Source organism: Myroides odoratus, assembly GCF_001549985.1.
Classification (GTDB): domain Bacteria; phylum Bacteroidota; class Bacteroidia; order Flavobacteriales; family Flavobacteriaceae; genus Flavobacterium; species Flavobacterium odoratum_A.
On the sequence record NZ_LROZ01000007.1, the window covers coordinates 1 to 24,287 of the forward strand.

At 36.7% G+C, this 24,287-nt stretch carries 14 protein-coding genes; 2 read left to right on the plus strand and 12 right to left on the minus strand.

The window, feature by feature from the left end; genetic code table 11:
* From AWV75_RS09175 to AWV75_RS09210, 8 genes are all read right to left on the minus strand, one after another.
* A partial coding sequence (locus AWV75_RS09175; RefSeq protein ID WP_197429574.1) for an MBG domain-containing protein occupies positions 1–3,654 on the minus strand: 3,654 nt, incomplete at its 3' end.
* 366 nt (positions 3,655–4,020) lie between these two features.
* Complete coding sequence (locus AWV75_RS09180; RefSeq protein ID WP_060874221.1) at positions 4,021–4,800, minus strand: hypothetical protein; 780 nt, start codon at positions 4,798–4,800, stop codon at positions 4,021–4,023.
* A gap of 257 nt (positions 4,801–5,057) precedes the next feature.
* Positions 5,058–6,956 carry a membrane protein insertase YidC gene (gene yidC / locus AWV75_RS09185; protein WP_060874072.1) on the minus strand — a complete coding sequence of 633 codons (1,899 nt, stop codon included), beginning with the start codon at positions 6,954–6,956 and terminating at the stop codon, positions 5,058–5,060.
* A gap of 48 nt (positions 6,957–7,004) precedes the next feature.
* A complete protein-coding gene (locus AWV75_RS09190; protein WP_060874073.1) occupies positions 7,005–8,618 on the minus strand; it encodes a CTP synthase in 1,614 nt (537 codons plus the stop codon).
* 320 nt (positions 8,619–8,938) lie between these two features.
* Entirely contained in the window at positions 8,939–10,864 is a 1,926-nt protein-coding gene (locus AWV75_RS09195) for an LTA synthase family protein (RefSeq protein WP_060874222.1), read from the minus strand.
* A 154-nt stretch (positions 10,865–11,018) separates the two neighbouring features.
* Positions 11,019–12,194, minus strand: coding sequence for an efflux RND transporter periplasmic adaptor subunit (locus tag AWV75_RS09200; RefSeq protein ID WP_060874074.1), 1,176 nt, complete (start codon positions 12,192–12,194; stop codon positions 11,019–11,021).
* Positions 12,195–12,206: 12 nt separating this feature from the next.
* Entirely contained in the window at positions 12,207–16,544 is a 4,338-nt protein-coding gene (locus AWV75_RS09205; RefSeq protein ID WP_060874075.1) for a CusA/CzcA family heavy metal efflux RND transporter, read from the minus strand.
* Positions 16,545–16,612: 68 nt separating this feature from the next.
* Positions 16,613–16,996, minus strand: coding sequence for a DUF6660 family protein (locus AWV75_RS09210; protein WP_231738074.1), 384 nt, complete (start codon positions 16,994–16,996; stop codon positions 16,613–16,615).
* Between the two features lie 534 nt (positions 16,997–17,530).
* Between AWV75_RS09210 and AWV75_RS09215 the strand changes: the two genes are divergently transcribed.
* Entirely contained in the window at positions 17,531–18,070 is a 540-nt protein-coding gene (locus AWV75_RS09215) for an AAA family ATPase (protein ID WP_060874076.1), read from the plus strand.
* Between the two features lie 52 nt (positions 18,071–18,122).
* A complete protein-coding gene (locus AWV75_RS09220; protein ID WP_060874077.1) occupies positions 18,123–18,890 on the plus strand; it encodes a sulfite exporter TauE/SafE family protein in 768 nt (255 codons plus the stop codon).
* Between the two features lie 330 nt (positions 18,891–19,220).
* Here the strand turns inward: AWV75_RS09220 and AWV75_RS09225 are convergent, their stop codons facing one another.
* From AWV75_RS09225 to AWV75_RS09240, 4 genes are all read right to left on the minus strand, one after another.
* Positions 19,221–20,798, minus strand: coding sequence for an MFS transporter (locus AWV75_RS09225; protein WP_060874078.1), 1,578 nt, complete (start codon positions 20,796–20,798; stop codon positions 19,221–19,223).
* 18 nt (positions 20,799–20,816) lie between these two features.
* A complete protein-coding gene (locus tag AWV75_RS09230; RefSeq protein WP_060874079.1) occupies positions 20,817–21,932 on the minus strand; it encodes an HlyD family secretion protein in 1,116 nt (371 codons plus the stop codon).
* Between the two features lie 17 nt (positions 21,933–21,949).
* Positions 21,950–23,269 carry a TolC family protein gene (locus AWV75_RS09235; RefSeq protein WP_060874080.1) on the minus strand — a complete coding sequence of 440 codons (1,320 nt, stop codon included), beginning with the start codon at positions 23,267–23,269 and terminating at the stop codon, positions 21,950–21,952.
* A gap of 85 nt (positions 23,270–23,354) precedes the next feature.
* On the minus strand, positions 23,355–24,215 hold the full coding sequence (locus AWV75_RS09240; protein ID WP_231738077.1) for a helix-turn-helix domain-containing protein: 861 nt from the start codon (positions 24,213–24,215) through the stop codon (positions 23,355–23,357).
* Positions 24,216–24,287 lie beyond the last annotated feature (72 nt).

Genomic DNA, 24,287 nt, shown 5'->3' on the forward strand with positions numbered 1-24,287 from the left:
ATTCGCTTTTACTGTTAGTACAGCAGGGGTAATTGCTAAATCTGCTCCTTGATAAACTAAGGTGTAATCTGCAGGTGCACCTAAACTACCTTGTTGAATTTCATAGGTACCCACAGACTCTCCTACTTCACGAACCAAACTGCCTGTAAGACGATCAGCCCCTTGTAATCCAGAAACGGTATACGTTAAAGCAGGATCGATATCTCCATAGATTTTCGTTTGCGCATCGGCTGTTACTGTTAGTACAGCAGGATCAATAGTTAAGTTTGCTCCTTCAAATTCAAGCGTATAACCCGAAACTACAGCTAAGGTACCTTGTGTAATAAGATAAGTTCCCCTGGTTTCCCCAGGTTCACGCGATAAACTTCCTGTGAGGATCGTTGCTGGATCAACAGTTGACCCCAATCCTGATACCGTATAAGTTAACTCTGGATCAGCGTCTCCATAGCTTTTCCTTTGGGTATTTGCTTTTACCGTTACTACCTTGGATTCAATGGTTAAATTAGCGGAATTGTAGGTTAAGGTATAATTGGGTGATTGCAAAGTCAAACTTCCTTGGGTAATCGGATAAATTCCCTCCAATTCTCCAGGTGTCCTGGTTAAATCACCAAGTAAGATATCATGAGCTGTTTCCCCATTTTTTAACCCTGAAACCTGATAGGTTAAAATAGGATCAACAGCCCCTATTTCTTTGGTTTTTGCATCCGCAGTAACCGTTAATGGAGCGGGTAAAATGGTCAAGGAGGCTGTAGTTATAGTCAAACTATAATTAGCAGAAGCAGTCAAAGTCCCTTGGCGAATCGCGTAATTACCCGCATTTTCTCCTACGTCTCGAACTAAACTTCCTGTTAATGGTACATCATTATACCCCCCATAAATTGTATACGTTAACTCAGGATCTGCATCTCCATAGAATTTATTTACAACTGTAGGAGTAATATAAAGTGACATTGGGTTAACAACTAAATTAATTTTACTCCTTTTACTTTCGCAACCGTATGTACTAAATGTACTTACCCAATATACATGGGTACCTACTGGTAACAAATTAATATCTGGTGTAGGAATACTCGTTCCACCTGCTTCAGTTTCATACCAAGTTAACACATGAGGTCCCAATACAGTTCTAATACCGATTAACACCACTTGGGTCTGCGTACCATATTGAAAAGAGGAAGATACACTAATCGAGTTTAATTTAGGATCGTCCACTTCCACCTGAATGGCTGTTCGACGAACACTTTCATACCCTCCTATGGTTTGGGTAGCATAATAGGTTCCACTGCTCAATAGCGTGGATGGCAACAAAGCGGTTGTTGCTGTCTCACTAGTATACCACTTGATATTTTCTCCAGTTGCGATTAAATCACCTACTTTTTTATTTTCGCTTTTACAAAAAACTTGATTTACAGCCACAGGAGGTAGTGTAGCCTCCTGAACCCGTACGGTATAATCTGCCCATGTTCCATAATTATAAGCGCCACAGGGATCAGCTCCCATTCCTCCACCAGCATTCGCACCGCGATTCCAAATACGCATGCGATAATTACCAGAAGCAATACTATTGGGTATAATCACCTGAGCTGTATATACTTGGGTATTATTGACAATATAATCAGGTAAAGCTAATACCTCTGTATTTTGATCAAAAACTCCATCATTATTAAAATCAATAGCAACTCCCATAACTGTATATCCTGTAGTAGTTACATTAAAAGTGTAGCTACTTCCAGCTTGTAAGTCAGGAATAGACAGGTTTGTTCGATCTCTTTGGGTATAAGAAGTGATCTCATCTGTAAAAGCTAATTCATCAATATTAACCTTTGTAATACGGTGATTAGACGATCCATTTTGATAGGTTGGCATACACCAATTGGGCGTAAACGTTACGGCATCAGTCCAATAACTTTCATCTGTTGCCGTGCAATTGGCTTTTACATAAGCATGATACGTTGTTCCTGCAATTAGATTATTCAAGTTTACCCTCGTTACATTTGAATCTGATCTTCCAGAAAAAGCCAATCCACTTGTTCCACTACCTGCTTCTCCTGATGTTCTTACCTCGTAAACATAACCATCCGTATTGAGCGATGACGTCGCTGTCCAAGCGATTGTTGCTGTACTTAAACCTACAGCTGAAACGGTTAAATCGGTTGGAACAATACACGGTGGTATAGGCTCCAAATGAATATCATCGATATAGATGGCTTGATACCCTGTCTTGAGTCCATGGGCTAATCCAAAATAATTAGCAGTTCCAGCAGGCACATTAACGAAATACTCTTTATATGAATTGGTCAGTTCTATTTCATCCAACATTTGCATATTAGCCGTATCATAAGGATTTTCTAACGTAACTACTTTTAGCGTTACCTCTTGAAAAAATGTACTTCTCGCTCGAAATCGAATGCGATACCCTCCATTACCCAACTGATTTGTTGGAGGAGACACCACCATTAAATCACCGGTAGTTTGGTTGCTATTGTATAAATATAAACTGTGTATACCAGAATAAGCGGATGCATTACTGGTGTATAAATAGCCATTTCCATTACTAATTTTTCCCCAACAAGAAGGCAAACTAGCATCAATTGTTGAACCTACAGGTTGAGACTCGAAATTTTCATTAAAAGCTCCCCTAGCTGCACATAAAGTAGTAAAAGTAAATGGACCTTTCCATTCACCTAATGAGATAGCGCTACATTTGGAACGTATATAAAAATTCACTCGTTCACCCATAGGCAAACTCGAGCAAGTTATTGTAGTAGAAGAATTAGCAATTGATCCCCTTCCTAATAATCCTGTTGTTCCAGAGTCAGGAAGTCCACTGCTTCGCACTTCAAAATCATATCCAGCTGCAGGAAGCGGGTTTGGCGGAACAAAACTAACTTGAGCAGAAGAGGAAGTAATGGAACTGAAAGATACAATCTCGGGGCTTTTACAGGGAGTTACAAGTTCCGCTGTGGCGCCAAAAATATTAATAATTCCATTACCTTGTACATGTGTAAAACTAATAGATCTAATTTCTTTATTTTGATTTTCAAGATTAATAGGTAAAGTAATCTGATGAAGTCTAGGATTGCTAATGCTATGTTCCAGCACACTACTTAAACGAGTAACTCTTCCAAACCCCAAATAGGCTACTGGTGGGTTTGTTCCATCATACCAATCAGGTAAAATAATGGATTGGATTTGAAAAGAATTATCATCAAAGTTCACCATACATTGTAAGGAAGAAGAACCGGAGGCTGAATTAGCTAATAAATAAAGTTTTTCTGCTTTTACTTGCCCAGTTACACTTGAAGTGATACTATTTCCATTTGAACGCAATTGAATAACATTATTAGCACTGTAATCTTGCAGTTTAAAAAATAACCCCGGAGTAGCTGATACAACTGAATTAATAATTCCATCAACAGGCAATCCGAAAGTTAAAGCTGAAGAACTAGCGGTTAATTTCCAATCTAAACTTTGAACACAGAAAGCATCCCTATCCAAGTAATTAGTTGTACTTGATGCTGCGGATCCTATCCCATTAGCAATCACATCTTCATTGAAACCACCTAATACCAAAGCTTGATAAGATTGTCCGTAAAGAAGAAAGTTCCAGAGCAAAAGCACAGGAAGTAGAAAAGTAAGGTGAACTTTTTTCATTTTTTAAAGGGATCAAATGTTTGTTAGCAATCAAGTCAAATAGGTTAACCTAATTTTTGCAAAATTAAATCTTTCGTAAAAAAAATGACAAAATGAGGGGTGGACAAAAGGGTGGACAAATAAAAATAGCACCCAAATAAAACACTAAACCATTGAAAACCAAAGAAGAGGCAATAAGATTTCTTCTTCGAGCATGCGGTTATAAAATAGTACAATACCTGCATTTATACCGAACAAGTCTTGGTATTATAGAATCATATCCAACCAAAACCTGTTGTTTCAAACAAAAATCGCATCTTCTGCTTTAGGTATTTTTTTTAAAATAAAAAAGGGTATCCACTTTGGGACACCCTTTTTCTTGTTCATTTAAGCGTTCTTCTCTTCAGACATTTTCGTGTATTCAGCGATTAAATAGCTTAAGTAGTCCCATTTAATTGAATTGTATGGGAATTTTTGTAGAAATTCTTGATTGTCTCCAAAAAGGAAATTATAGTTTTCTTCAAATTCTCCTTTTTTAAGCCAGATTACTTCCTCTCCTTTTTTGATGTAATACGATTTAATTACTCCTCCACCGATACCAGGTCCTCCACCAAAGCTAATAGATGTTGTTTCAGAAGCCATTGGATCAGCATACACTTCAATTTGACTACTGAAGCTTGGATTAATCAATTGCATCAAGTATTCCTTTTCTGCTTTTTTGTTTTTTAAAGAAGCTGTAATATTTTTTACATAGACTTCATCTGGATTGGTTGATTTAGTTAAGCTTTTGCTTCCCCAGTTTTTTGTATTGCCAAAATAGCTAGCTACTTTAGCTCCCTTAACATATCCCGAAATAGGTAAATACATTTCTTCAATTTCATCCGCTTGGTATTCTACTTTTTTACCTGAAGCATCTTTCATTTTAATGGATGTAATTTGTCCTTTTTTTCTTGATACTCCAGAAACAGATCCCACTTTTTTGGTTCCATCTTTCAGTAAAAGGGTTGAATTCTTTTTAGAACTGACACCGACGAATACTTCATCAAAAAGCATATCATCCATCACTTTTATCTGTTCTTTTGTGAATTTTACTTTTTCTTGTGCATGTATCGGCGTATTCACCACTGCCGCAGTTGCTAAAAAGCTAAAAAGTATTAATTTTTTCATAAAATTTAAATTTACCCAAAAGTAACAATAATATAGTATCATTTGCTAATTTGTACAAAGATATCTTTTGATTGGAAAAGGGTGAACTGTTGTTTGCGCTTTGTTCGTTGTGTTTTGTACTTTATTCACTAAACCGTGTGCAAAGAGCAAATAACAACGAGCAACGTACGGTATGATCTAATCTCCATTTAACCATCACTATATAAAATAAAAAAACTCCTCTTAAAGAAGAGGAGTTTTTCTATCTATCACTAGTATTATTTTTTATTTTGATCTTTCAAGCGTTGTTGTTCTTGTGCTTGTTCCATCATTTCCTGCATTTTTCTCTGCCATTTTCCTTGTGGACGCTTTTTCGTTTTATTCTCTTCGATTGTAGCTAAAATCTTTTCGTCTTTTACAATGTGGTTTTTAATTACATACATAATTCCAATTGTAATAGAGTTCGAGATGAAGTAGTACAACGATAAACCTGAAGCGTAGTTATTAAAGAAGAATAACATCATAATCGGCGATACGTAAATCATGATTTTCATGATTTTACTCATATCTGGCATCCCTTCTTGTGTTGGTTGAGCCATTTGCTGATCTCCTGTCGTCATCTTCATATAGAAGAAAATTGCAATTGATGCCAATAATGGGAATAAACTCACGTGATTACCATAGAAAGGAATATTAAATGGCAATTGTAACACCGAGTCATACGACGATAAATCGTCTGCCCATAAGAAGCTCTTTTGTCTTAAATCAAATGAAGACGGGAAGAATTGAAACAACGAGTAGAAGATTGGAATCTGTAACAAGGCTGGAATACAACCTGCCATTGGATTCACCCCTGCTTTAGAATACAATTTCATTGTTTCTTGTTGTTTCTTCATTGGATCATTCTTGAACTTTTCATTCAATTCATTTACCTCTGGACGAATCATTTTCATTTTCGCTTGAGAAACATAAGACTTATATGTCAACGGTGAAGTAAATAAACGAACTAAAATCGTCAATACAATAATACCAATACCGTAAGGTAAGAAACTAGTTAATAATCCAAATACTGGGATAAATAAGAAACGGTTAATCCATCCAAAAATTCCCCATCCTAATGGTACAATATTGTCTAAGTTACGCTCGTATGATTTTAATATTTTGAAATCTGATGGTCCAAAATACCAATTCATATCATAGTTTAACTCTCCATTGCTATAGTTCAACGGAATAACACTTGCAAATTGTTTAGTAAATACTGTATCAACTTTTTCATCAGCCACTAAATTTTTCGTGTTTAATGTTGCTGTTTCAAAGTTCTTATTTGTCAATAAAACAGAAGTGAAAAAGTGTTGTTTATACGCGATGTATGAAACATCTTTCAACTCCTTCGTATCATCTTTACTCGATTCACTTAGGTTGTTGTCTTTTCCTTTTTCGTGTTCATAGTACAAACGAACGTATCTATTTTCATACGCAATACTTTTCTCATTGCGGTATGTTTTCATTTCCCAGTTTAACTCCGGTGTTTTTGATGCATCAACGATTTTGCTCAATCCTTGCGTACGGATTGAGAAATCAAGCATATAATCATTCGGTTTCAATACATAACGATACTCTAAAAACTCTGTTTCAGAAGCTTTTAAACGCATAGCTAATACTTGATTTTCTCCTTCTTTCGTTAAAGTAGGTTCAAAATACAAATCTTCTGTATTGAAAACTCGATTATCAGTTGTATGTAATTGTAAATTGAATTTCGCATTGTGATCTTTGATTAAAGCAACGATTTCATTTGAATCTTTGCTAAATCTCTTGAAATCATTTACAACAACATGAGATAATTTTCCTCCTTTATTATCAACTTCAAGTGTAAGTAAATCTGATTTTAAAGTTGTAGTTCCGCCTTTAGCTGCTGGTAACATTGCACTATAAGCAAAAGGACCGAATGTAGCACGAACTTGTTCCGATTGTAAAGAATCTCCAGCTACTGGTTCTTGAAGTGCTTTCTCAAATGTAGCGGATTGTTCTTGTTTAACAATTTCTTTCTCTGCTAATTCAGTATCTTTCTTGATAGACTCTTGCTCTTTATTGATGTTGTTCAACATCATCCAAATCAGCAATCCTGCAATAATCACAAAGCCTATAATACTGTTACGATCTAATTTTTTTTTCTCCATTACTTAGTTTGTAAGTGATAAAATTTATGATATAAAAAAGTCGATTGATTAGTTTGTTTTATAATCAATCGCTGCTTTTACAAAATGAACAAAAAGCGGGTGCGGTTTCGCTACCGTACTTTTATACTCTGGGTGGAATTGAACTCCAACGAAGAATGGATGTGTATCCAACTCAACGATTTCGATTAATCCAGTTTCTGGATTCCATCCTGAAGCTGTTAATCCTGCTTTTTCGAAATCCTCTAAATATTGATTGTTGAATTCATAACGGTGACGGTGACGCTCATTGATCATACTGTCTCCATAGATTTCAAATACTTTAGAACCTTCTTTTAATTTACAATCCCATCCTCCTAAACGCATGGTACCTCCTTTATCAGTAATATCTTTTTGGTCTTCCATAAAAGTAATTACTGGATATTGTGTACTCTCGTTTACTTCGGTTGTATTTGCTGTTTGGTATCCTAAAACGTTTCTAGCATACTCAATTACAGCCATTTGCATTCCTAAACAAATCCCCAAGAAAGGAATTTTGTTTTCTCTTGCGTATTTTACTGTTTCAATTTTTCCTTCAATACCACGTGATCCAAATCCTGGAGCAACTAAAATAGCATCTAGGTTTTTCAATTTCTCGTTTACATTCGTTGCTGTGATTAAATCAGACTGAATCGTAATGATATTTACTTTGGCTTGGTTTTGTGCACCTCCGTGAACTAAAGCCTCTAAAATTGATTTATATGAATCTTGTAATTCAACGTATTTTCCTACTAAACCAATGTTTACTACATGATTAGGGAATTTTAAACGGTGAATAAACTCATTCCATTTTACTAAATCTGGTGTTTGTTTTTCTGGTAAGTCTAAGCGTTTTAAAGCAACTTTATCTAACCCTTCTTGCAACATCAAGTTAGGCACATCATAAATTGTTTCTGCATCAATAGATTGAATTACCGCTTCTGGTTTTACATTACAGAATTGCGCTAATTTTTGACGAATTTCAGCACTTAAATTGTGTTCCGTTCTACAAACTAAGATATCCGCTTTGATTCCGCTTTCCATCAATGTCTTCACAGAGTGCTGCGTCGGTTTTGTTTTTAACTCCCCTGCTGCTGCTAAGTATGGAACTAATGTCAGGTGAACCACAATAGCATTGTTGTCTCCTAATTCCCATAACAATTGACGAACAGATTCAATGTACGGTAAAGATTCAATATCCCCTACTGTACCTCCAATTTCTGTAATTACGATATCATAGTCTCCTGTTTTACCAAGTAACTGCATGCGATCTTTAATCTCATTGGTGATATGAGGAACCACTTGAACCGTTTTTCCTAAAAACTCCCCTCTTCTCTCTTTTTCAATAACAGATAAATAGACACGTCCTGTTGTTACATTGTTTGCCTGAGAAGTTGGAACATTCAAAAATCGCTCATAGTGACCCAAATCTAAATCCGTCTCTGCTCCATCATCCGTTACGAAACACTCTCCATGCTCATACGGGTTTAATGTACCTGGATCCACATTAATATACGGATCGAATTTTTGAATTGTCGTAGAATAACCTCTCGCTTGCAACAATTTTGCCAGCGATGCTGCTATAATTCCTTTTCCTAAGGATGACGTAACGCCCCCTGTTACGAAAATATACTTAGCTTGTCTCATTTATATTTATTTGTTGTGTTGTAAAGAATAAAACTTGGCAAAAGTACAACTTTTCCAGCTATTCTTCTAATTTTAAAAGTCGTAAAATAACTTTAAAATTTACTCGTTTCTATATAAAGCAATTAGCTTGTAAAATTGGTTATAAGAGAAGAGTTATGTGGTATTATGAGTTATGGGTATAAAAAGAACCACACGGTTTGTTCTTTGCATGGTTTGTGTTTTGTGCGGTTTGTGTTTTGTGCGGTTTGTTCTTTGCGCGGTTTGTTCTTTGCGCGGTTTGCATTCCGATTTCACCTCCTCATCGCCTCATCGCCTCACATTTACTTATCCAAACGCTTATCTATAATTCGATCAAAGTAATCCTGGATAAACGCCTTACACTTCATCTCCAATTCTTCCATTTCTTTGTTTTTGTTTTGGATTAAATTGTGTTCCAATCCCTTGTCATTGATTGCATAGAATCCTGTTACTTCTTTTCCATTAAAGCGAACAATATAGTTTCCTTCTTGGTAAGTATACTCATTCCCACCATAGTTAATCGTAAATGGTTTCACAATCGTATCATTTAATAAGCTTCTTCCCCAGCTTCTAAATGGTTTATCATATCCAATCATATCTAATAGGGTTGGATAAATATCTATTTGTTGTGCTAATTCCTTATTTACTCCTTTGTAACGTTCATCAGCCGTATAGAATAAAATAGGAACTGCTGTGCGATTCACCAATTTTCTATATTCATCATAATCAATTTGATTGGTATGATCCGCTGTGATGACAAAAATTGTATTCTTAAACCAAGGTTCTTTGCTGCTTTCTTCAAAGAAGCGCTTGAATGCATAATCGGTATACCCTACGGTTTGGTGAATTTGCTGATTTCCTTTTGGAAATTTCCCTTCATATTGACTAGGCACTTGAAAAGGTTCATGAGAGGAAACTGTAAACAACGTCGCAAAGAATGGTCCTTTTTTCTCGTTCAGTGTTTTGCGCATGTATTGGAAGAAAGGTTCATCCCAAATTCCCCAAGTTCCATCAAAATCATCGTCATTATTATATTCTGTTTTTCCATAATAATGGTCATAGCCCAAGATATTTCCAAATCCTAAAAATCCCATCGAACCATTTGGTGCTCCATGGAAGAAAGATGTATCATATCCTTTTGATTTTAAAGTAGAAACCAAAGATTCTATGTTTTGTTTTGGAAATGGCGAAGACGTAAAAGCATCTTTAAATGATGGAATACCTGCAATAACAGAAGATACCCCATGAATAGATTTATATCCATTGGCAAAAGCATTCGGAAAAATCAAACTGTGTTGTGCCAAAGAATCAATAAACGGAGTATAGCTTTTGAAATTCGGAATATTCATCTCTTGATTAAAAGCTCCTATATATTCTCTTGCATAACTTTCTGTAATAAACAAGACGATATTTGGGGTAGATGGGTCCGTAGAATAGTACTGTTTAGTTCCACTAACGTAGCGATTCAATGTCGCTTCATCCATATATTCTACTTTCTTGAAACTCGTTTTACCGATGGTGCGCAAAATAGCAAAAGGCGTATTTAATACAATATCTGCGTGTTCTGGTTTTTCAACATGGCGATTGGCATCAATAATATTCAATGGACGTGTTGTTTTCTTTAAATCCCCACGTACACCAGCAATAAATCCAACCCCTACAAGTACAATAATACAAGCACTTGAAATAAAGTAATTTTTTTTGCTTTCTACTTCTAGTGTCTGCGTAAATTTCACTCGCTTATACAAAAACACCCATAAAACGCAAAGCGCAATACACAAGGCAAATACATGCCAATAGTTCACCAAAAAATTCAAGAACAATTGCCCTTTATTTGATTCGTGCTCTAAGCTATCAAATACTGCAATTGTAGTACGTGCATAGATAAAACGATAGTAAATAAAATCAATAAAATTGGTTGCATAAGCCAATAAATTGGGAATGATATAGCTCCAAAAAACGACCTTTTGGTATCCTTTCGATGTACTTTTAAAAATGGGTAAAATAGACAACAAAATGAACAAAATGTTGACATAAAAAATAGCCATTCGATCAAAGGTCAATCCGTGATAAGCCAGTTTCATAAACTGTCCTACAGAATCAACGGCAAGCAAATCACTATTGTAAAAGTAGAATAAAACTCGCGCTATAAAGTAAAAAAAGAATGCTAAAAATAGTCGATATGCAAATACCAACATTTCGTTTAATCTGAAGCGATTTGAAAGCATGATAGGTTCCTCATTTAAAAATTGAAATACAAATTTAATTATTTCTAGGGCTTTAGCTAGATGATCGCTCAATTCTTTTTTGGAAAAAGAACAGAGGGTCCTTTGCTTGGCACCATAAAAAAAGCCTCGTCTAAAAAGACGAGGCTACTATTTCTTAGTGGTCATGTCCGCCGCCACCTTCGTTTTTGATTAAATGGCTTTGTAAATAATAAGCCCCTTGGGTAACAATACTATACTGTTCTGGTACTGCTTCTATAATATCGACTTGAGTGAATCCCAACTCCTTCACCCCTGTTTTCACTTCCACACGTTTGTAGTGAAAATGGGCTTCATGTGCTTCACCGTCCTCTGCAATAAAAATAAACTCTCGACCATCTGCTTTTACAATGGCCTCATTGGGCAGGGCTTTTACGGTATTCGTTCCCACATCAATCAAAGCATTTACATATAATCCTGGAATCAGATTATCTGGTACTTGATCAATATTGGCATGCGCAATAACCGTCTTTGTTCCTGGTTCAAACGCTTTTCCAATACTAAAAATAGTAGCGGTTACTTCTGCTTTATTGATGTTCGTCAAATTAAACGATACCTTTTGCCCTTCATGTACATAAGGCAAATCTTTTTCGTAAATCTTTAAATCCAAGTGAATTTTAGAATTATCTACTATCGAAAATAACGTTTGTCCATTAATCATATTCGTTCCAATGCGAATTGGAATAGCAGATACGTTTCCGCTAATCGGTGCGACAATTTTTAGCGTTCGAGAAGAACCTGCTCCAACCAAGGACAATTGATTGGTAAGCGATTGATAACGCGATTTCTCAATATTCAATTCTGACTTCGTCTTCTGATAAGTTTTTTCTGAATTGACATTCTCTGCTCGAAGCGTTTGTTGTCGTTTATATTCCAATTCTAAATACTCCAAATTGTTTTTTGAAACCTGATAGTCTTCTTGTAATTTAATGTACTCAGGGCTATCTGCAATAGCCAATACCTGCCCTTTATTGACACGATCACCAATATTAACGAGAATCTGCGTAATAGTTCCACTTAAAAAAGTAGTAACATCTGCTTGGTTCTGAGGGGGTAATTCAGTTTGTCCATTGACTTTAATTACATCAGATAGGTTTTTGTCTTCCAATTGCCCCATGACAATACCTGCAGCCTTCTTTTGCGCACTATTTAGTTCCACTTCTTTACTTGAACTTTCTTCGTTGTCTTGCTCTACTTCTTGTACAACTGCTGTATCTACTGTGTCCTTTTTATTTTGACAACCTACAAATGCAAGGGTTCCCAAAACAAATAAAGTGATATATATTCTTTTCATTTTAAATTCGAATTATTGGTTAACTAAATAATGAAGGGCATTGTGTCCCAAATTATATTGCAATACAGCATCTAAGTAATTAATCTGTATGTTCAATGCTGTTTCCATCGATTGAATGTACTCCACATAGGAAATATCTCCATTATTGTACGATTTATTCGCATGATCTTGGATAATAGAGGCATTCAATAAGGCACTCTCTTGGTAATAATCAATCACGGATTGTTGTGCATTGATAATTTCTAACTGCTGCTGAACCGATTCGCTCAACTGCTTGTGCAAATAACTCTTTTCTAGTTCTGCTTGTTCTATGCTGTATTTCATTGCTTTTATTTTTTTGGACTGGCTACCAAAGAAAATTGGAATACTCAATCCTACCGTATAACTTGGGATACGCAATTCTCTGCCATAATTTGTTCCATTTGCTCGTAATCCAGCTCCTGATTCAATAGCATAGCCTAATGTTACATCAGGTAAGAGCAATGATTTTTCTAACTTACGTGTAGCCTCCACACGTTCAATTTCCTTATTGGCTAATTGCAAGCTGTTGTTTTCCTCTAAATTCAAATCAGCCCACGGATCATGTTCATCATAGACCAATTCACGTTCACTCAATTCAAAATCTGTTTCAAGGTTTAAAAAAGTTTTGATTTTCGATTTTTCGTTTTGCAAAAACGTATTGTTTTGCGTAATTAAAACACTAATTTCCTGTTCTTTGGCTTGTGCTACATTACTTTCCATCAACGTTGTTTCTCCTGTTTCATAGCGCAATTTTGCAGATTTAGAAAACGCTTTTAACAACGTAAATTGCTGTTCTAACAATTTCTTTTTGGATTGTGCATAAAGGATATTTTCCCATGTTTGCTTAATTTCAAATTCGACTGCAATCATTTTTCCTTGCAATTGAATTTCTGCACTTTCATACTCCTTTTGTAGGATATTTTTCTTTTTGCCATACGTAAAAGGACTAAGCGCCTGGGATACATTCAAGCTCATGTCTCTTTGTTCTTTGCCATTGAGATAACCATACCCCATAGATACCTCCGTTTTAGGGATATCATAAGCTGTTTTAACGAGTTGTTCCTGACTCAATACATTGGCTCTAGAAGCTTGTAAGCTTTGGTTATTCTCACGTGCTAATGCTAAAGCTTCATCCAGTGCCAATCGCTTTACTTCTTGTGCTTGTGCTCCGCCTACAGCTAAAAGCGCAAGTAAAGTCAAGCTAGCAGTCTGTATTTTTGTTGTTTTTTTAAATCCTCTTTCTTCGTAATAATAAATAATAGGTAAAACAATCAACGTCAATAACGTAGCTGTTATTAAACCACCAATCACTACCGTAGCCAATGGTTTTTGTACCTCAGCACCTGCACTTGTGCTCAGTGCCATAGGCAGGAATCCCAAAGAAGCAACAGCAGCCGTTAATAATACCGGACGCAATCGAATTTTGGTTCCTTCTATAATTCGTTCATATAAATCCATTCCTTGTGCTTTTAGTTGATTAAACTGACCAATCAATACAATACCATTCAATACAGCCACACCAAATAGGGCGATGAATCCAACACCTGCAGAAATACTAAAAGGCATATCTCTCAACCACAATGCTGCAACACCTCCAATAGCGGACAATGGAATTGCGGTAAAAATAATTAAAGATTGCTTCACTGATTTAAAAGTAAAATACAGCAAAACAAAAATGAGCGCTAAGGCAATAGGAACAGCAATCATCAAGCGGTTGGTTGCTTCCACTAAATTTTCAAATTGTCCACCATAGGTAATATAATAGCCATCAGGTAACTTCAATTGCGCATCTAATTTGGCTTGAATATCCTGTACAACACTTTTCACATCACGCCCTTTTACATTGAACCCCAGCACAATACGTCTTCTTCCATCTTCACGGCTAATTTGTTGCGGTCCATCTTCAAAAGCAATATCAGCAATTTGACTCAACGGAATTTGTTGTCCGTCTGCTAATGGAATAAAAAAGTTTTTCAAATTTTCAATATCTGATCTCGATGCTTGATCCAAACGCACCACCAAATCAAATCGCTTTTCTCCTTCATACACCAATCCTGTTGTTTCACCTGCAAATCCCGCGCGAATAATCTGACTGATATCGGCAATTTTCAATCCGTATAACGCCAATTTATCTTTGTCGTATTTAATGGAAATTTGCGGTAAACCAGTAACGCGCTCTAGTTTCGGACTTGAAACTCCTGGAACGTTGGCAATCATGCCATTAATCTCGTCTCCAATACTCGCCAACCGATCTAAATCTTCTCCAAATACTTTGATGGCTACGTCACTTCGCACTCCCGTCATCAATTCGTTAAAACGCATTTGAATCGGCTGAGAAAACTCTGTTGTCACACCTGGAATTTGCTCTAAAGCCGCTTCCATTTTATCAATTAATTCTTCTTTCGTTGTGGCAGATGTCCACTCTTTTTTCTCCTTGAGGACAATAATCATGTCCGCCGCTTCCATCGGCATTGGATCCGTTGGAATTTCAGCACTTCCTATTTTCGAAATAACCATCTTCACTTCCGGAAAGTTATCCATTAAGATTTGCTCTGCTTTGGTGGTTGTTTCAATTTCTTGTGACAGTGAACTTCCTGAAGAAATAATAATATGCGTCGCTAAATCTCCTTCATCTAAAGTAGGGATAAACTCCCCTCCCATTTTACTAAACACCACTAAGGCCAAGGCAAACAAACCAAAGGCAATAACTAGAACAAATTGCTTGATTTTAAATGCTTTTTCTAAAATAGGTTTATAAATGCTGTATAGCTTATCAATTAATTTATCACTAAAATTCGGTTTTGTTTTACCTGCTTCTTTCTTCAAAAACAAAGAAGAAGCCATCGGAACATAGGTTAAAGAAAGAATAAAAGCTCCTAAAATAGCAAAAGACACCGTCATCGCCATTGGGCCAAACATTTTCCCTTCTATTCCCGTTAATGCTAGGATTGGAAGGTAAACGATCAAGATGATGATCTCTCCAAAAGAAGCACTAGTTCTAATTTTGGAAGAGGCACGAAACACTTCTTCGTTCATCTCTTGCTGGGTGAGTTTCCTATTCTTCCCAAGATGGAGTCGATGGACAATGGCCTCGACAATAATTACAGCTCCGTCGACAATTAATCCGAAGTCAATAGCTCCCAAACTCATCAAGTTTCCACTGACACCAAATAGCTTCATCAAACTGATGGCAAAGAGCAAAGACAACGGAATTACAGAAGCTACAATTAGTCCTGCACGCCAATTTCCTAAAAGTAAAACCAGAACAAACACCACAATTAAGGCACCCTCAATTAAGTTCGTTTGAATGGTACTTACTGTTTTATCGATCAACTTGGTACGGTCAATAAACGGTTCTATTGCAACCCCTTCAGGAAGTGTTTTTTCAATTTGCGTCATTTTTTCTTTGACCAATTTCACCACCTCTTGGGTATTTGAATCTTTTAGCATCATCACCATACCACTCACATCTTCTCCTTTTCCATCTTTGGTTACTGCACCATAGCGAATACTACTTCCAATTCTAACTTCGGCTACATCGCGAATTAAAATAGGAGTACCATTGACTGTTTTAACCACAATTTTCTCAATATCTTCCATGGATTGCACCATTCCAATACTGCGAATAAAGTAAGCATAGGGTTTTTTATCAATATAAGCCCCTCCAGTATTCTCGTTGTTTTGCTCTAAGGCATCAAATATCTCGATGATGGAGGTATTCATACTTTTTAAGCGATCAGGTTGAACGGATACCTCATATTGCTTCAAATGCCCCCCTAAGGTATTGACTTCAGCAACCCCTTTTACCCCAATCAATTGAGGTTTAATAATCCAATCCTGAATCGTACGAAGTTCCATACTGTTGTATTGTTCTTCATACCCTTCTTTGGCATAAACAACATATTGATAGATTTCACCAAGTCCTGTACTAACTGGAGCCAGTTCTGGTGTTCCAACATTTTTAGGGATCACTTCTTGTGCGGCTTTCAGATTCTCACTAATCTGATTTCGAGCCCAATAGATATCTGTACCTTCATTAAACACAACGGTTACCACACTTAATCCAAAACGACTAATCGAACGAAGTTCTGTAATGTTGGGAATGGGCTTAACCGCTTGTTCAATGGGATAAGTAATAAATTGCTCTACCTCTTGGGTTGCCAAAGTAGGTGAACTTGTAATAATTTGTACCTGATTATTCGTAATATCAGGCTGGGTATCCATAGGCAAATTCATCAACGAATAACTCCCTACTGCGATAAGTCCCAGTACGAAAAGTCCTATAATAAATTTGTTACGAATACTAAACTGAATGATTTTATCTAGCATCTCTGTATAATTAAAAACGTGAAAAATGCGTCAATCGAACTGAGATCAACGACAAGTATACGAAGTAACTATACGAGCTTAGGGGGCTGCCAGATGCTGTATACTACAGTCTCGACAAAAGAATATGGTAAAAGTGTTTTTTCCTTACTTACAAGTTGTACCACTTGGGGCACAGTGTAATTCGGCAGTGTTAAACTCACGGAAACAGCACAACATACACAAGCACAAAAAGGAGAACAAGCATCAGTTGCATGGTCTGCATGTTGCTGTTCCACAACCGAAGTTGCAACTGTTTCTGTTGACACCACAGAAGAAACATATCTATCCGCACAAGGGTAGAAAGAGATAACCATGACGGTTATCGCTAAAAGTAAAGATAGTATGTAGTTATACTGTTTCATCCCTACAAAAATAGCAAGACTTTTTGAATTTCCATACCTCTCCTTCTTCATTTGCAATGCAATTGCATCTTTTTCTATTCCCTTTCCTTTAGAATATTCCCAGTGTTGGTTATAAAAAAAGTAACCTTTTCCTAAAAAAGAAAAGGTTACTTCAGGTTTGTTGTTTTTGCATGTGATATGCGGACTACTTTTGGGTATTCTGTTTTATTTGTTGTTTGTGTCTTTCGTATTTAGTTTATTTCAAAACTCGTGCCAAAATAACTTTAATGCTAAAATAATGTTATTTTTTTCGCAAAAACACCTCATTTCGAAACACCTCACCCTAAAAATAAGTATATTCGTATCACTTATTCCATATGCAGTACTGTTTTAGACTGCCTCTATCTTCTACTTTTTTTGGAAATTTTCTACAAGGTGTGTCTTATACCTACTCAACAAATTCGTTTTTTACTTTTCCACGTTATCCTCATTTTATCTCTCAACTTGAATTGTCTTTGGATTGGTTTGGGCGTCAACAAGCGTTTTATCCCCTTGTTCTCGCTTCATACCTCCTATAAAAATAACTCGCTATAATATTAATTGTATATGAAACCATACTATATTTTTACTGGTGGACCTGGCAGCGGAAAGTCTACGGTCCTCCAAGCACTGGCGCATTTAACTTACCCTACTGTACCTGAAGTAGGACGCGCTATTATTCAACAGCAAATGCACACAGCAGGTGATGCACTTCCATGGCTCAACAAGCAACGCTTTTTTGAAGCGATGTTTAATCAATCTGTTCACGATTATCAATCGCATCCTGCTGAAACACCGTTATTCTTTGATCGAGGTCTACTCGACAGTATCGGATATGCGCGTTTGGAACACTTAGAAATACAACCGACCCAACTGAATGTAGCAAAACAAATGCTTTATGCTTCTCCTGTATTTATCTTCCCTCCTTGGGAATCCATTTACGTCAATGACGAAGAGCGAAAACAAGATTTCACCCTTGCCATACAAACCTATGAAGTTATGTATACCACCTATAAAGAATTTGGATATCAACTAGTTGAAGTCCCCTGTACTTCTATTGAAGAACGTGTCGAATTTATCCTTGAATATTTACATTTAAAACCGTAGATGAATTAACTTTGTACGCATTCAAACGAACGACTATTTTATTCTTCACTGTATGGAATTCGATATTATATTTTACCTGTGTATCATTGCTTTTTGCGCAGGTTTCATTGATGCTATTGCTGGTGGTGGTGGATTAATTCAAACTCCTTTAGGTTTAGCTCTACTCCCCCATATTCCCGTTTCTTCTGTTATTGGAACACTCAAGATACCCGCTTTCTCAGGAACAGCCATTGCTGTCAGACAATACCTGAAACAAACAAAAATACAGTGGTCTTACTTCCTTTTATTGGCTCTGCTTTCTTGTGGAAGTGCTTTCTTTGGTTCTTATGTTTTAACCATTGTCAATAATGATTTTATGAAGCCACTGCTGCTTATTATTCTTATTGCATTATGGGTATTTACGTATTTTAAAAAGGATTTTACAAAAAAACACCTTACGGAAATTACCAAACAAAAGAGATATACTTATGGGATTATCATTTCCCTCGTCATTGGTTTTTATGATGGATTTATTGGTCCTGCTACAGGTACCTTTTTCATTATGGGATTTATCTTCCTCATTGGATTTGATTTCTTTAAGGCATCAGCCTATGCCAAGCTTATCAACTTATTTACGAATTTAGGAAGTATTATACTATTCTTAATCAAAGGGCAAATTCTTTGGTCTGTCGCTTTACCCATGGCGATATGCAATGGAATTGGCGGATATTTTGGTGCTAAAATGGCCATCCTAAAAGGACAACAATGGGTAAGGTATGTTTTCTTATTTATTATGTTGGTTGCTATTTTCAGGTTTGGATATGAGGTTGTTTTAGGGTGAGATTGGTGAGAAATTGGTGAGATTGGTGAGAAATTGGTGAGGTGGTGAGATTGGTGAGAAGATGAGAAATTAGTTCTATCTCTTAAAGGGTATAAATTCATAAAAATATATTAGGGTTAGGTTTTAATTTAAAAAAATTCGCCTCACCGTCTCATCGCCTCACCCTCTTACCCCTCACAAAAAACAAACCTCACAATGCACAGTTGTGTGAGCGCGAGATGCGACCCCTCCTTCGTCGGGGTGACATACTGGGCGTGGATTATGAGACGATGAAGCGATGAGCGAACCTCACCAATCTCACCCTCTCATCACCTCACCGTATCATCGCCTTTACTCCATAAGTTCTTCCTCAATTTTTTCTTGGTCTTTACTGCTAATCCACAGCTGACCAATTTTAGATAGGCGGATTCGCGTTAATACATCTTGAGTTCGACCATAGTGATGAAACAAGACATAGAGCAGAATACCTATCCCTAAGATATTAATACATCCAAAGATTATTTTGTTTGCAGCTAAGATTGCATTGAGTTGAACGGCACTCAAGCTGACATTTCCTCCTGATTGAATCAGCCATACATCATCGAGATACACGGCTAAATTACTCATACTCTGTAGTTGTAATTTATATTGCAACCAGGTGAATAATGCGCTAAAAATTCCCAGCGAAATGAACGTACGCCAAAGCAAAACGAAGCCTATAAGACTCAATAAGCTTGGAATATCCAATTTATCCAGCGTATAATACCAAATAACAATAAACAAAATACTCATTCCCATTCCTTTAAAGAATTGAGGTAACAACCACAGGTTGTAGTTTAATTCTGGTACCATAAAAAAATACATCGTCACGGTATAGAGCATAAAGGAAGCGAATCCCAAAAAGGTCAATAAGCGAATAGGGACTAAACGATTGAACCATTTATAGGCGATGATTGCCCCAACTAATAGTCCTGGGATCATCATCACATTCAATGAAGCATTCGTTAAGGCATTATATCCCAATACCCCCATGGCAAACGTATTCTGTAAATTTGTTGTAGCCAAATACATCCCTAGGCAAAGCAACATCACAATACCATGGCGTACATTATTCTTATTGAATGCCTTTAAGGACAAGAAAGGACGAGTAAGTACTTGTTGGCGCAAGAAAAAAACAAATACCAAGAGTAAAAACGTCAAAATTGCATATTTTATCTGGTTGGATTCAAACCAGTTTTGTTGCTTGCCAAAAGCCAGTACATAACCCAAAATCATAAAAGAACTGATATATAAGAGAACGCTGAGCCAATCAATATAATACAGCGGAACCTTGCGCATAAAACGCTGATTGTGTTGAAATACCAAACAAATTAAAGCGGCTACTAAACAAATGGAAGCATAAATCAAATAGCCGAATTGCCAATTAGCATAGTAGGATACTTTCGTGATGTAGTAAGCTGAAACTTGCGTAACAAGTAAAACTGCAGTATAAAAAATGCTGTAAAAACGCCCGCGATTACCATCTTTAGCGAGAATAAACATCAAGGGTAATACTACCTCCATCATCCCTACCATTTTAAAGACACCAATCAGAAAAGAAGCGCCAATAATCACCTGAGGCTGATGTGTTGTACCCATGACGATAAACAAGAGTGCAATTCCCGTCAAACTACCAACTAGAATTTCTTTGGTTCGAAATCGTGCTTTGATGCGAACAATCAAAGGCATAACCGCTCCCATCCCCACTACACTGGCATAGTTAGCCCATAAATAATATTCACTCATGGCGCCTGTACTCCCTACCAAATACGTAATATTTGGGGTGTAAATAGCGCTTACTCCAAAGAAAATCAATGCAATCACTACAATGAGCAATAGCATGACTGACTTGGGTACCCAAGCGTAAAATAAACCTTGATTATATTTCATCTTTAGTTGGTTCTATTCTTATTTTTTTAGTTGTACATTCATATTCATTCCTGCTTTTAAGCGGTGAATTGCTTCTTGTGCATTCGCTTCCGTAAATTCAATACGCACGGGAATACGCTGTTGTACTTTTACAAAATTACCCGTTGAGTTATCTGTTGGCATACTAGAATAGCGATTTCCTGTTGCGGCAGAAATTGCTGTTACCACCCCTTCAAATCGTTCGCCTTTTACTGCATCTGCTGTCATCGTCAGAATGGTTCCCACTTGTACATCTGGCATTTGGGATTCTAAAAAGTTTGCCGTTACCCATTTTTCATCGTCGCGTACAATCGTAGTAATTTGCTGACTAGGGTTTAGTAATTGTCCTGAATTAATTAAACGCCTTCCCATCGTACCATCATAAGGTGCTTGAATCACCGTATAGGACAAGTTAAGTTGAGCCATGTCTAACATCGCTTTCGTACGCTTAATATCTGCGTCGTTTAATGCGATTCGCGTTTGTATTTCTGACACTGATAAACGCGTCGTTGTTTGTTGTTTCTTCAATGCTTCATAGGCAGATTTCGCGGCTTGATACTCCGTATTCACCTGATCAAACTGCTGCTGTGTTACAGCTTCTACTTGAAGTAAATGCTGATAGCGCTTTTGATTTTGTTCTGCATTCCACAAACGCGCTTGTGCTCCTTGAATATTGGAATCAAATACTCCAATGTTGTTACTTGCCGTTTGCATACTAGATTGGGTTACTTCTTTCGCTGCTAAAGCGCTCAAATAGGCTGCCTCCGCTTGTTCTAACTGGGTGCGTATCTCTCGATCATCCAACACAACTAACGTATCTCCTTTTTTTACTTGTTGATGTTCTATAAATTTTATTTCCTTGATATAAGCAGATACCCGGGTATTAATTGGATTAATATACTCTTCTACTTGAGCAGATTCGGTATAGTCCTTATCTCCAATATGAAAATATTGGGTTAGCAACCAATAAAATGCAAAAGCAACAACTAAAAAAGTCAGCATATTCACCAGAATAATTTTGCGTTTCTTTTTTACTTCTTGTTTATAATTAATCGTAATGGGTGCACTCTTTTTTTCTTGAGGTTCTGTATGTGTAGTTTTGTCTGTTTGTTCCATAGTAATTGTAGCAATTTTTACAACGTTCCCGTTGCTTTTAATAAACTATAATATTGATAAAGTACGTTAATTTGAGCATTGGCAAACTGTAATTCAGCTTCTAGTTTTGCATGGGTCGCATCCGTCATTTCCGCTTGAATAGCCAATTGATTGAAGTATTTTGCTTCAATGATGCGGTAATTCTCCTGAGCCAATTGCTGACTTTTCTCTAAGAGATTTGCCTGTTGAATGGATTCTTCATATTTGGTATAAGCAGCATGCACACTCATTTCAATTTGTTGCATCGCCAGTACTTGCGTATCCGTAGCCTTTGTTTTTTCGAGTTGTTCCAACTTGATTTTTTTAGGTGTCTTGTACAGATTATCTAGACTATAACTCAATGATACACCCACCTGCCACGTATTGGCATACATATCTTGCACCGGATTAGAAGTCGTAATAGGTCGACTCATGTTATAACCGCCAATAGCAGCTAAAGCAGGATATTGATCGGTTTTGGCCAATTCAATTTTTTTATCCGCCGCCTCTATCGCCTTTTGCGTCATTTGTAAAGTTGGATGATGCTCATAAGCCAAAGCCAAATAACTTTCATATTTCCCCATCAATTCTTTCTCTGTTATGGTTTCTGAAGGAATCAGTTGGTTGTTTGCTTCTAATCCCAAGGCGATATTCAAATTGTAATTGACAATTTTTCTACTGTTATTGACAACTAACAACGCTTGATCTATGTTTTGAAGCGCCAATTCTCCGCGAATCACTTCATTGCGCGTCAACATACCTTGACTGTAAAATTGTTTGACATTCTCTAAGCGAAGCTGTCCTAACTTCTTGTTGTTTTGGTACACCTCCTGTTGATTCAACAACTTATAGAGATCCAAATAGTTGGAAATCACTAAAAACTTAATACTTTGTTGATCGTTGACCCAATCTAACTCCGCCAACTGTTCGCCGATTTCAGCAAGCTCAATTGACTTTCTAATTGCCCCACCTTTGTACAGTAATTCAGAAGCTTGAATAGCATACGAATTGCCAAAATGAGGCATATCTCGAGTCATGACCTTCGAAAAATCTCGATCGAGAATTACTGCATCTCCTAGATAAGCAGCTGTTGCAGTTAAACCAATTGTCGGTACTTGTTGTAGTTTTAAGATTTGAGTTTGTTGGGTTGCAATTTCTTTTTGTTGGGCACTTATTTTGAGTTGTTGATGATTGGCTAACGCTAATTCAATGAGTTCTTCTACGGAGAGTTGCTTTGTTTTTTCTTGAGCGTAACTTCCTATAGTTGAAAACAATAAAGCACCTAAACCACCGAGGATTGTGCGCAATTTTCTTTTCATTTTTCCTTTGTTTGATGCTTACAAAGGTAACCCTTGCCTTTAGGGCATACAATGATTAAAATGACCGATAAGATGTTCAAAAGTACTATTTACTCTTATTAATCAACGCTCTATATTGCGTCGGACTCATATCTTGATGTTTTTTAAAGAAGTGAGTAAAAGCATATTGATCGCTAAAATGGAGTTTAGCGGCAATCTCTTTGAGGGAAATAGACGAATCGGACAATTGGGCTTTAGCTTCGTTCACAATAAATTCGCTGATGATTTGATTGGGGGTACGTTGCGCTACTTCTTTGACAACTGCACTCAAATATCGAATCGAAATCGACAGGGCATCTGCATAAAACTGTACATTTTTTGCCTGTAAATAGTGATCCGAAACTAAATTGACAAAATTATACGTCAATTTTTCTTGCCGATTCAAATGTGCAACTTGTTCTTCATGTAAAGGAGCGACGATACTTACTAAGTGATACAGCAGAATATTGAAATAACTTTGAATGATTTGTTCCGCATACGTAGTGGTTTGAAAATGTTTAATATAATTATCCAACAAACTCAAATTCTCCCAAAAGATTGCGAATTCAGCAGCTGAAATTGTAAAGGTTCGTTTCAACTGATTTTTCAGGTCTTTGTAGACTTTAACTCTATTAAGCTGAAAGGTACTATTTTCAACAAAAGCCCGATTATACCCCAACAGTCGAAATTCTGTATGGGGATCTATCGTTAAAATTTCATATACATATTTGGTATTGATGAGGAGAAACGAATAACCTACAATTTCAATTTCGTTAATTTGCTCCTTCATTCGAATACGCCCTTTCAGGACAAACAAGATAGAAGAACGCTTCGGACGATACGGCCTTCCTGAAGCTGCAGTTTCAAAAATAGTATCTTCGTCATAAATGCGAAGTGCATCATAGATTTTCGGTTCTGGTATAGACATTTCGGCCAAGTTTTCCATCTTATGGGGTACAAAGTACAAAATGCTAAGCTATAATTGAATAAAAGAACGACA